Origin of the sequence: Dickeya aquatica, from assembly GCF_900095885.1 — a bacterium.
Classification (GTDB): domain Bacteria; phylum Pseudomonadota; class Gammaproteobacteria; order Enterobacterales; family Enterobacteriaceae; genus Dickeya; species Dickeya aquatica.
This window is the reverse complement of the sequence record NZ_LT615367.1, coordinates 3,978,460-3,990,381: the sequence shown is the minus strand read 5'-3', so window position 1 is coordinate 3,990,381 and position 11,922 is coordinate 3,978,460. Positions and strand designations below refer to the sequence as shown.

Sequence of the window (11,922 nt, the reverse complement as noted above, 5' to 3'; positions counted from 1 at the left end):
AGTGCGCCCCAACCGGATTTCACCGCAAATCATCACCACGAAAATCACAGCCCGCCCGACATGCGACTGGCGGTGGCGGCGTTGCGCCCGGTTATCTGTACGGAATCCATCTGCACCTGAAACGGCGGGAATGGCATCACCAGATGATGTTGGCGGTAGCTCTCCAGAATCAATTGATGCAATTCATGGCGCAGCGGCATGCGGTGGCCCATTTCAGCGGCGAAAATACGCAGCTCGAAAATCTGAATCCCCTGACGTAAATCCACCAGATACACCTCGGGTGCCGGGTTATCCAGCACCAGCGAGCAGCGTTTCACCGCATTGAGCAACAGCGCTGTCACCTCCTGCGTACTGGCCTCGGCCGGTGCCGGGATGGTGAGCACCACGCGCGTGACCGAGTCAGACAGCGACCAGTTGATGAACTGCTCGGTGATAAAGGCCTTGTTAGGGACGATGATTTCTTTGCGATCCCAGTCGGAGATAGTGGTGGCACGGGTGTTAATACGCATCACACTGCCGGTCAAATCACGGATGGTGACGGTATCGCCGATGCGAATCGGCTTTTCAAACAGAATAATCAGCCCGGAGATAAAGTTGGCGAAAATCTCCTGCAAACCAAACCCCAGCCCGACACCGAGTGCTGCGACCAGCCATTGCAGTTTCGACCACTCAATACCGATAAGCGAAAAACCGGTCAGACTGCCGATAAGCATCATCAGGTATTTACTGACCGTCGTAATGGCGTAGCCCGTACCGGGTGACAGCTCAATATGCTGCAATATGGCCAGCTCCAGCAGGGCTGGCAGGTTACGCACCAATTGTGCGGTGATGATAAACACCAACAGGGCTATCAGCACCGCGCCGAGGGTGATTGGCTGAACGCTCTCGACACCTTTTACCGTGCTGGTGACATCCCACAGGTGGATGTTTTCCATAAACGCGAACGCGGAATGAATTTCTGACCACAGCGCAATCACGGAAACCAGCGCTATCAGCGTCAGCAAAGAGCGCACCAGTTTTAACGACCGGGCGCTGATGGCATCGAGATCCACCACCGGTTCGTCCACGGCCTCAGTGACATTTTCGTGCGGGGTGCTTACCTCGTCTTCACCTTTGGCCCGCGCGGCCAGGATTTCGGCCCGTCGCTGTCTGGCGCGGTCAAACGCAATGCGGCGGCGCTGAATCAGCATCCAGCGGCGGATGATGTGGTAAACCACCAACAGGAAAAACCAGATGGCGACCGAGGTTTCCAGCCGGGCCAGCAGCGCCTGTGACGTAGTGAGATAACCGAGGCAAGAGGCCAGCGCGGCGATGAGCGGAATACAAATCATCAGGTTCCACATCGCACGGTTTACCGGATTGTCGCCCGCGCCTTCCTTGTCGAGGTACAACGGGATACCTGCGCGTTTCAGGCTGGTTGTCACCAGGCTTAGTGCCATACACAACAAAATGAAGCATAAACGCCCCAGCGTGCCGGAAAATTCGCGTTCGTTGAGATTATCGAAGGTGATGAGCGCCATCACCAGCGGCACGATAAAACCGATGGAGAGGCGATAGTAGCGCATCGCGCGCGCCACCTGCTTTGGCGGCCAGCCAAAGTGCACGATGAACAGTCCCTGACGGTGAGAGAAGGCGGCGCAGATCATCACCACCCACATCAAGGGCACGGTGGCGGTCACGCTATCGCCAATGGCGACCGCCACCGGGTAGGGCCAGGCATTTTGCAGGCCATAACCGAGCACGGCCCACAACACCGGCAATGGTATCGCCACCATGACCGACCAGAACACGGTGCGCAGCGTCAACATGAAATAGTCGAGTGTGACTTTGCCCACCCGGCTGCTGGCCCGTTCCAGAAACGCATGATAATGACGCCGCGAGCTGATGCTAAGCCCCACCAGCAGCAGGGCAGCCAGCAGGGGGATTACCGTTGTCTGGGTGGTGCCCATCATCAGTAATGCGCCGCTCAGTTGCGTTAGCGTATCAAGCGAGAGTACGCGCGAGAGATCGCGCAGCAGGCTGAGCGGATACGCAAAAGTGATCGGGTCAACATCGGCGACCCAGAACAGATAGCGGTGGGCGGCATCGCGGATTTCGGTCAGTGCGTCTTCCAGCTGGTTACTGGCCACCTTGAGTTTGGTGAGCTCAAGGATTTGCGTGTCGCAGCCAGAAATCAGCGATCCCAGCAGATCGCGCTGAGTGCGTAGCTGATCGTTGACGATTTTCTGCTGGGCGCTGGTGAGCGCCGAGCCATCATCCTGTCGCGTGGGTTCCGCACCGGCGGTGAGTTTATTGAGCATCTCCTCATAGTTAAGCCGGTGGGCCCGCAACTGTGCCATGTCACCATCGAGCTGCTGGGGTTTTGGCATTTCCGGCAGGCGGGCTACCTGCGCACGCAGGGTTTCTCCCAGTGCCGGTGATGAGCCGAGCCATTGTGCCTGTTCACGTAAGGTGCTCAATGCCTGACGCACTTGCAACGTTTGGCTGGCCGTCTGGCGTTGACGTGCGGCAATGCTATCCATGCGTTGTGCCTGCTGGTTGAGCGCCAGGGAAAGTTCACGGTTGGTTTGCAGCAGGCTGGCGACCGCCGCGGGTAAATCCCCTTCTTGTTCCGCCAGTTGTTCCGTGCGCTCCAGCGCCTGCTCGGCTTCACGCTGGCGCAGGGTATTGAGCGTGCTGCGCAGCAGTTGCAGTTGATTATCCAGCCGGTCGCGCCGCTTTTTATCAATATCAGCTTGCAGGCGCGATAAGTCCTGGCGGTTGCTGGCGGATAATTGCGCCAGCTCCAGTTCTTCAACCCGGCTCTTGCGTAGCGCCACTTCCGCCTGCAAGGCGGCCAACTGCGCCTGACCCTGCGCCGTGGAAGGATTCCCGATGGCCTGTAAACGCCGCTCGGCATCACTCAGCGTGCGATTGGCCTCGGTTTGCTGCTGCGGCAACTGCGCCAGCGAATCGCTGATTTCGCGCAGGCGGTCTTGTTCTTGCTGGAGCTGACGACTTTGCTCGAGTAACTGGCTGCTTAACTGGACTATCTGTTGTTCCAGTTCGCCGACTGACAGCGTTTTGGCCGGTAGTGCCGGTTTGGCGTTTTCGGCATCTGACTGCTGGCGCAGTTCCCGCGTCAGCCTTGGGTAATCGTCAATGGTGCGCCGATAGGCTTCGGCGCGCTGGCGGGTTTCCCGCCGCTCATCAAGTAGCCGTAAGGCGGACTGTAACTCTTTGATAGTATCAGCCTGAGCGACGGCATTCTTGCTGCTTTCCGCTTGCTGTAGCTCCTGCCGGAGTTGATTCTCATCCGGTAACAAGGCGGCCAGCGACGTGGCTGATAACAGGCATCCCAACAGTACAATCAGGATCAGACGCACGGCTGGCCTCCTCAGGCTGAGTGGTGGGGTCAGGGGGTAGTGTTACCGTTGCGCTCGTCCGTGGGCGTGTAGGTGTTGTCATCAATAGCCTGAGCCATCGCTTCGCCCATACGGGTGACGCTCTGGCTTGCCAGCCCCGGCAGCAGTTCGATGCTGTCTTTCACAAACAGGTTAATGACGGTTGAGCCCAGCTTGAAGCGGCCCATTTCATCGCCTTTTTCCAGCATGACCGCATCTTCACCTTCCAGCGGGTAGGCCCAGCGTTTAATGATACCTTCACGCGGCGGGGTCACGACACCGGCCCACACGGTTTCAATGCTGCCCACAATGGTGGCACCGACCAGAATCTGCACCATCGGCCCGAATGGCGTATCAAACAGGCAAATCACGCGTTCGTTACGGGCAAACAGGTTGGGGATGTTGGCGGCGGTGAGCGGGTTGACGGAAAACAGCGAACCCGGTACGTAAATCATATCGCGCAGTACGCCGTCACACGGCATGTGTACCCGGTGGTAGTCACGCGGTGAGAGGTAGGTGGTGACAAACAGGCCATCACGAAACAGGTCGGCAATAATGTAATTGCCCGCCAGTAATGCTTCGAGGGAGTAGTTGTGCCCTTTGGCCTGTAAAATCAGGTCGTTGTCGATAGCGCCTGATTGGGAAATCGCGCCGTCGGCCGGGAACACCAGTCGGTTTGGCAGCGGGTCAACCGGGCGGATGCCGGGCTTGAGCGGACGCACGAAAAATTCGTTAAAACTGCGATACGAGGCAGTAGCAGGCTGCTGTGCCTCTTGCATATTGACTTTGTAGACGCGTGCAAACAGGTCAATCACCAGTTTGGTGAGCAGGCCTGCCTGACGCTCGGCCGCCCAGCCAGCCAGTTGCGTCAGCCAGACTTTGGGGAGCAGATGTTGTAGAGCAATCTTGATGCTGTCCAGCACAGTGAACCTCGTCATGTGTTAAGGCGCGCCGTTAAAAAGGGGCGCATTGTAGCGGTGGATACAATAAATGTCAGTTATCTGGAGCCGAAAAGGATTTACGCGTTTTTACCTGCGCCATACTTTCCAGAATGCGGTGATAATTATCGAAACGCTCAGGAGCAATGTCGCCGCGCTCCAGCGCCGCACGGATAGCGCAGCCAGGGTCGGTGTCATGCTTACAATCGCGGAATTTACAACTGCCCAGATAATCACGAAATTCGATAAAGCCCTGTGTGACCTGCTCGGGCTCCAGATGCCACAGGCCAAACTCGCGCACCCCCGGTGAGTCGATAACATCCCCCCCGTGTGGGAAGTGGTACAGCCGCGCGGCGGTGGTGGTGTGCTGGCCAAGCCCGGAGTTATCAGACACGTCGTTGACCAGAATCTGTGCGCCCTGAGGGTAGAGCAGGGCATTGAGCAGGCTGGATTTTCCCACGCCTGATTGCCCGGCAAAAATACTGATACGCCCGGTGAGTGCGGTTTCCAGCCCGGCGAGCCCTTGTTGGGTATGGCTTGAAACCATCAGTACCCGATAGCCAAGATGGCGGTAGATGTCCATGACCTCTTCGACGAAGGCCCGGCCTTCGTCATCAAGCAGGTCGGTTTTGTTCAGCACGATCAACGGTTCGACATCCAGCGTTTCGCACGCCACCAGATAGCGGTCAATAATATTGAGCGACAATTCCGGCAAAATGGCTGAGACGATGACAATTTGGTCAATATTCGCCGCGATGGGTTTCAGGCCGTCATAGTAGTCGGGCCGGGTTAACACCGACTGGCGTGGGTGTACCGCTTCGACAATCCCACTAACACCAGACTGTGCTTCACTGCCTGCGCGCCAGACCACTTTGTCACCGGTCACCAGTGAGGTCAGGGTGCGGCGAATATTGCAGCGGTGCAGCGTACCATCCGGGGCTTCCACATCGGCATGCATACCAAAACGGCTGATGATAATGCCGTCTTGCGGCTCGCCTAGCTGGTTGTCATCCCACTCGACTTTGCTGTCGGCATGCTTCAGGCGGCGCTGGTGATTCGCGCTGACCCGCCGTTGCTGACCTTTTGACAGTTTCTTTTTACTCACGCAGTCTCTCTTGGTTCGGCACTTATCGCCGGTGGCGATGGAAGCGACTATAATACACGCTATTTTATTTTAATTAACCGCCGGTGGCGCTGTTAGCCTGCTGGTGAAACACCCACGGGAATGGCAACAATGGTAAACGAACACAACCTTATCTGGATTGATTTAGAAATGACGGGGCTAGACCCCGAGCGCGATCGCATTATCGAAATCGCCACGCTGGTAACGGATGCCAACCTGAACATTCTGGCCGAAGGCCCGACGCTGGCGGTACATCAGTCAGATAGCCAACTGGCGCTGATGGACGACTGGAACGTGCGTACCCACACCGCCAGCGGGCTGGTAGAGCGGGTGAAAGCGAGCGCTTATGATGATCGCGCCGCCGAGCTGGAAACCTTACGTTTTTTGCAACAATGGGTGCCGGCGGGAAAATCGCCGATTTGTGGCAACAGCATCGGGCAGGATCGCCGTTTCCTGTTCCGCTACATGCCGGAGCTGGAAGCCTATTTCCACTACCGTTATCTGGATGTCAGCACGCTTAAAGAACTGGCGCGCCGCTGGAAACCTGACATGTTAGCGGGTTTTAAAAAGCGTAATACCCATCAGGCGCTGGATGATATTCGGGAGTCTGTTGCGGAACTGGCCTACTACCGCGAGCATTTTATCCAGCTGTAAATGGAGCTCGCTTTAATCAAAAATACCGTGCTGAGACGCTGCCATATCGCAGTTTTTTTCTTCACATTGCCGCTTTTGCAAGCGAACGCACGGTGTTTTGTGTTTCAGGGGTTGCACGGCAAGCCGTTTTTCGTATAATGCGCCCCACATAACGACGACGCAGTGCGCCGCGTAATGTCCACCCAAGCGGGAATAGCTCAGTTGGTAGAGCACGACCTTGCCAAGGTCGGGGTCGCGAGTTCGAGTCTCGTTTCCCGCTCCAAATTCCGTTATAAAGACAACTGTCTGTATAACGACAAGAAACCACCGAAAGGTGGTTTTTTTGTGCCTGAGATTTACCGCATTCCCCTGTGACGGGTACGCGATAGCAAATTCATCAATCGTTTTTTAGCTTTTGTCACCTTTCTGCCAGGGCTGGTCTACTATAATTCCATGCATAAATTATGGCTAATCAGTGAATATTCAGCCTGTTGTTTCTGATTATGCAGGCTGATTTACACACACCGTTGTAAGCATTAAGGCAGGCTAATGTGAAGCGTGTTAATCATTGTGCGTTGCATCGGTTTTTCGCGTTGTTCGCGCTGTGCCTCAGTGGCTATCAGGCGCAGGCATGGGCCGATGACCCATTATTAAGCACGACCTCTCACCCCGCTTTGGTCAACGCATCAGCCGATAATCAGGTGCGCGGTATGTTGGTGGCGGTCGAGCAAGCGACCTTATCCAGCGATTTGGCCGGACGAATAGTGGACATGCCGCTCAGGGAAGGGGAGTCATTCAAAAAAGGGGATTTGCTGGCGCGTTTTGACTGTGCCATTTATCAGGCCCAGTTGGCCGCCTCACAGGCAGCGGCACGGGCGGCCGAGGCGGAATTAAGCCAGAATCAGCAACTATCGCAGTTAAAATCGGTCGGTAAACATGCGGTGGCGCTTTCTGCCGCTCGCCTTGCGCAGGCTCAGGCCGAAAGCCAGGTCTATCAGATTCAAACCAGCCGTTGTCGCGTATCTGCGCCGTTTGACGGGCAAGTGGTCAGGCGGCGGGCGCAGGCTTATGAGAGCGTGCCTGCGGGCGCACCGGTGCTGGATGTGGTGAATAATCACAATCTGGAAATTAATCTGCTGGTGCCTTCGCGCTGGCTGGCGAGGCTCAAGCCGGGGCTGATTTTTACCTTCACACCGGATGAAACCGGCAAGCCGCTTCAGGCTCGCATCGTCAGGCTGGGGGCGCGCATTGATGAAAGCAGCCAGACTTTAAGCCTGACCGGGGTTATCGACACCAAAGATAACGCCTTGATGGCTGGTATGAGTGGCTCGGCGCATTTTCCGGAGCAACCGTGACCTCCTCTTCCCCCTGTTCTTCTGCCACACCCGCACAGGCTTCCAGCGAGCGGGTGTTTGCCCGCTTTCTGGATATTGAGCATCAGGCGCGCGCAGCCAGTAACGCAGAGGCGTTAGGCTACTGCATCGTTAACGACACTCAGGCATTGTTTGGTTTTCGCCATGCTGCACTGGTGATTAACGGCCGGGTGCGGGCGGTAACGGGGGTGACTCAGCCCGCCCCTCATGCGCCGTTTGTGGCGTTTATCGAACGCGCCTGTGCACAGCGCAACGAGGCACAATTACCAACCTGCGGCATCGTTGATGCCATGACGCTTGATGAACACAGCCGTGCTGACTGGCAGGCGTTATCGGCCCCGGAGGTGTTGTGGTCGCCGTTAAAAGACCGGCAGGGCAGAGTGTTTGGCGGCATCTGGTATGCCAAAGAACAGCCGTGGCAGCCTGCCGAGCAAATATTGGCGGAGCGACTGGCTCAGGCGTTTAGCCATGCCTGGCTGGCGCTGGAGCCGCAGCGGGTGTGGCAGCGCACTCGCTGGCGCTGGAAAGGCGCGCTGGCTTGTCTGGTGCTGACGGGCGTTTTGTGTATTCCGGTGCGTCAGTCGGTGCTGGCACCATCGGAGGTCATTCCGTTTAACGGCCAGGTGATTGCCGCGCCTCTGGATGGCGTCATTCAGTCGTTTGCGGTGCGGCCAAACCAGACGGTGCATAAAGGTGAATTGCTGGTGCGTTTTGACGACACGACGCTAAAAGCACAGGCCGATGTGGCCGAGCGTGCGCTCAATGTGGCTGAGGCAGAATACCGGGCCAGCGCACAGCGAGCCTTTCAGGACTCGGACTCCAAAGCGCGGCTGGATTTTCTGGCTGCACAGGTGGCGCAAAAGCGGGCCGAGCGGGATTATGCCACGGCCTTGCTGGGGCGTGCCGAGGTGCGCGCCGCTCGTGATGGCATTGCGGTATTTGCTGATGACGAACGCTGGATAGGCAAACCGGTGCGCACCGGTGAGCGCCTGATGGAACTGGCTGACCCGGCGTCGGTGTCGCTGCGTATTGAGCTGGATGTTGGCGATGCTATCCATCTGCCGCCGCAGGCGAGCGTGACGTTATTTCTTGATAGCGACCCGGTGATCCCGCACCGTGCGACCCTGGTGCGATCGGCGTATGAGTCGGAACTGACGCCAGCCGGGAATCTGGCATATCGGCTCGATGCCCGTTTTGATGATGTGGCTCCGCGTATCGGGTTGCGCGGTACGGCCAAACTGTCTGGTGATGATGTGCCGCTGGCGGTGTACCTGTTCCGGCGGCCACTGGCGGTGTTGCGTCAATCGGTGGGGATATGAGTGAACTGCTGCCGGTATTGCGGGGCGACTTGCAGGTGGTGACGTCTGCCACCAGTCTTGATGGTGCGCCACAATGGGTGCTCTCTGATCCGGTGACAGGCCAGTATTTCAAATTAACCCCCGCGGCGATGCGGCTGCTGCGTCACTGGTCTTTACGCCACCCTCAGGCGGTGCTGGCGGCGGCGAACCTTGAGCCCGGCTTACCTGTGCAGGAAAACGAGCTGGCGCAGTTACTGCGCTTTCTACGCACTCATGACCTGATCGCCGCCAGCGACCCACAGCAACGGCTGGGGTATGTGTTTAAGGCCGCGCATTTTCGCGTGAGCCTGTGGAAAACGCTGCTGCATCAATATCTGTTTTTTCGCATTCCGCTATGGCGGCCAGACCCGTTACTTAACCGTTGCTGGCCGTGGTTACAGCGTATCGGCGGGCCGTGTTTGCGCCTGTTATTGCCGTTGATTCTGCTATGTGGCGTATTCCTGGTGAGCCGCGACTGGGTGCGTTATACCCACGGTTTCCCGCATTTATTCAGTTTGCCGGGCATGATGACGTTTGGCTGTGCGCTGGTTTTCGCCAAATTTGTGCATGAACTCGGCCATGCCTTTATGGCAAAACGTGCTGGCTGCCGGGTGCAAACCATGGGTGTGGCGTTCATCGTGTTATTCCCGCTGTTTTATACCGATGTGTCGGATGCCTGGCGTGTGCGCGATAACCGCGCCCGTCTGTTGATTAGCGCCGGTGGTATTTTGGCTGAGCTGATGCTGGCGGCGGTGGCGTTGCTGGTGTGGTCACTGCTGGATGACGGCCCGCTGCGTACCGCGGCATTTATGTTGTCGGGGGTGACATGGATAACCACGCTGATGATTAACCTGAATCCGCTGATGCGCTTCGACGGTTATTTTCTGTTGAGTGATGCCTGGCGGGTGGAGAATTTACAGTCGCGGGCTTATGCATTGTGCCGCTGGCGGTTGCGTGAACTGCTGTTTGGTTATGGTCAGGCGGCACCGGAAACCTGGTCGCCTGCCATGCAGCGTAAATTGCTGTTGTGGGGGTATGCCTCATGGGTGTGGCGTTTCTTCCTGTTTTTCGGCATTGCGCTGGTGGTGTATCACTTTTTTATCAAGGTGGTTGGCATTGGCCTGATGCTGGTGGAAATCGGCTGGTTTATCGCGCTTCCGATACTCAAGGAAGCCTCTGTGTGGTGGTCTATGCGACGTCTTTCGCACCCGGTAGCCCGGATTCGAACTCTGCTGATGGTGGGTCTGTGTGGCCTGCTGTTGTTCTACCCGTGGCGCGGCAGTGTGCGTATTCCTGCGGTGCTTGGCGCTGAAAATGTCAGCGTGTTGTATGCCCCGGTGAGCGCGCAAGTGCAGGCTGTGCCGGTGGCTGAAGGCCAGAGCGTGCAGGCCGGAGAGGTGCTGCTGACGCTTTATTCGTCGGATCTGGAATACCGCTTGTCCATCGAACGTCAGCAGGTCGCGGTGTTGCAGCAGAAATTACTGCGCGCCGCGGTGCGCCAGGAAACGGCCAGCGAAACCGAGGTGGTAAGCCGTCAGTTGGCCGAGTCGCTGGCGCGTTATCGCGGGCTGGCGGCGCAGCGCCAGCGCCTGACGATCGTCGCGCCACAGGCAGGCCAGGTCAGAGATATCGCCTGGGCGTTGTCGCGCGATCGCTGGCTGACGACAGACCTGCCCCTGTTGCGCGTGGTTGAACCCGGTAGAGGCAAGCTTCAGGGCTATGTGCCTGAACAGTCACTCAGCCGGGTGCATACAGGCCAGCAAGGCACCTTTATTGCCGATGACCCGATGTTCCCGGCGCTAACCGTGAGGCTTGAGGAAATCGCCCCGACCGGCAGTGCTTACCTTCAGCAAGAGCTGCTGGCGTCCGATCATGGCGGGCCTGTTGCGGTACGACGTAACAGTGAGCGCCTCCCTCAGCCCGCGCAGGCTCAGTACGGTGTGCGCTTTAGCGTGATTGGCGAGCGGCAACTGCCGAGGCAACCACTGCGCGGCAGCGTGATGCTGGAAGGGGAAAAAGAGTCGATTCTCGGCGCGGTGTGGCGTCGGCTGATGGCGCTGGGAATTCGGGAGAGCGGGTTTTGATTAAGGACGGTGACTGTAACGGTGCTCACTGTAATAATTATCCAAAATTTCTTACGTTTTTTAGGGGTAATACAAGGAAATGTTATCTGTCGGCAAGTAAGATTTATCTGATTGAACTATATTAACACTGTTATTTGACGCGTCATTGTTCCGCTGTTTTACATCTTTTTTGCATTTTTCGTGTGCCGGTTTTCATTATGAAAATCAATAGCATGCTTTAAGTAATTAGATGTTTTTCACTATTCGATGAAGTTATTATCTCTCAAGGAGTGGTGTGTATGAAGCGAGTACAGCGTTTGTTTGTCAAATCAGTTCTTGCCGGCGCATTAGGTTTTGCCATGCTCCCGACATCAGTAATGGCTTGTGCTGCCGAGCCTTATGTAGGGTCTGTTTGCTATATGGTGACGAGCTATTGTCCTGATGGCTACCTTCGCGCAAATGGCCAATTAGTCCCTATCAACCAATATCAGGCGCTTTATGCTCTGGTGGGGTATACCTGGGGGGGATCGCAGGCGCAAGGCACCTTTGGGCTGCCTGATTTACGTAGTCGCGTAGTGGCGGGCACAGGGCAAGGGCCGGGCCTGTCAAACGTTGCGCTAGGGCAGACGTATGGTGCAGAGAATGTGGCATTAACGGCCAATAATGTCGCGCCGCATATACACCCGGCGACCCTTTCCCCCAATTCCTCTCTGACGGGTACGGCATCTGTCGCCATTCCAGTTGTTACCGGTGCGGCCACCACCAACGTACCCGGTAACACCGTATCATTGGCGGGTACATCGCCATCGTTTGATTTAAGCCCTATTGGTGGCACTGATTCGCCTGCGAAAATTTACAGTAATGCTGCCACCAACGCGACGTTAAAGCCTTTTGGCGTACCATTTAGCCTCGGAACCCTGAGTGGTGTAACCATTAACGCCAATACGGGCGGGACGCCATTTAGCGTGCGCAATCCCAGTGTCGGCTTAACGGCCTGTATTGCGGTGCAGGGGATTTTCCCTATGAATCCAAATTAAATAAATAATCAATGCGCTTTCCTGAATTATCAGGG

General features: G+C 56.7%; 8 protein-coding genes and 1 tRNA gene. 6 read left to right on the top strand and 3 right to left on the bottom strand.

Translation table 11 applies throughout. From position 1 onward, the window contains the following. Positions 1 to 44: 44 nt before the first annotated feature. From mscM to rsgA, 3 genes are all read right to left on the bottom strand, one after another. Entirely contained in the window at positions 45 to 3,365 is a 3,321-nt protein-coding gene (mscM, locus tag DAQ1742_RS18030) for a miniconductance mechanosensitive channel MscM (protein WP_035344438.1), read from the bottom strand. Between the two features lie 29 nt (positions 3,366 to 3,394). Then, complete coding sequence (asd, locus tag DAQ1742_RS18025; RefSeq protein ID WP_051124126.1) at positions 3,395 to 4,306, bottom strand: archaetidylserine decarboxylase; 912 nt, start codon at positions 4,304 to 4,306, stop codon at positions 3,395 to 3,397. Between the two features lie 70 nt (positions 4,307 to 4,376). Then, a complete protein-coding gene (gene rsgA, locus DAQ1742_RS18020; RefSeq protein WP_035344436.1) occupies positions 4,377 to 5,426 on the bottom strand; it encodes a small ribosomal subunit biogenesis GTPase RsgA in 1,050 nt (349 codons plus the stop codon). 129 nt (positions 5,427 to 5,555) lie between these two features. Here rsgA and orn point away from each other — a divergent pair, with 129 nt between their 5' ends. The 6 genes from orn (at position 5,556) to DAQ1742_RS17990 (ending at position 11,887) form a co-directional block, all read left to right on the top strand. Then, the gene (orn, locus tag DAQ1742_RS18015) at positions 5,556 to 6,098 is read left to right on the top strand and encodes an oligoribonuclease (protein ID WP_035344434.1); all 543 of its coding nucleotides are present in this window, start codon (positions 5,556 to 5,558) and stop codon (positions 6,096 to 6,098) included. 186 nt (positions 6,099 to 6,284) lie between these two features. After that, positions 6,285 to 6,360: transfer RNA gene (locus DAQ1742_RS18010), tRNA-Gly, on the top strand. Positions 6,361 to 6,652: 292 nt separating this feature from the next. Continuing rightward, the gene (locus DAQ1742_RS18005; RefSeq protein WP_035346355.1) at positions 6,653 to 7,432 is read left to right on the top strand and encodes an efflux RND transporter periplasmic adaptor subunit; all 780 of its coding nucleotides are present in this window, start codon (positions 6,653 to 6,655) and stop codon (positions 7,430 to 7,432) included. Beyond that, positions 7,429 to 8,769, top strand: a complete 1,341-nt coding sequence (locus DAQ1742_RS18000; protein WP_051124124.1) for an efflux RND transporter periplasmic adaptor subunit — start codon at positions 7,429 to 7,431, stop codon at positions 8,767 to 8,769. Before DAQ1742_RS18005 ends, DAQ1742_RS18000 begins: the two co-directional genes overlap by 4 nt. After that, positions 8,766 to 10,871: an HlyD family efflux transporter periplasmic adaptor subunit gene (locus DAQ1742_RS17995; RefSeq protein ID WP_083961099.1), complete on the top strand. Its 2,106-nt coding sequence runs from the start codon at positions 8,766 to 8,768 to the stop codon at positions 10,869 to 10,871. The genes DAQ1742_RS18000 and DAQ1742_RS17995 overlap by 4 nt, the downstream gene beginning before the upstream one ends. 278 nt (positions 10,872 to 11,149) lie before the next feature. Further along, positions 11,150 to 11,887, top strand: coding sequence for a phage tail protein (locus DAQ1742_RS17990; RefSeq protein ID WP_035344432.1), 738 nt, complete (start codon positions 11,150 to 11,152; stop codon positions 11,885 to 11,887). The last annotated feature ends 35 nt before the right edge of the window (positions 11,888 to 11,922 follow it).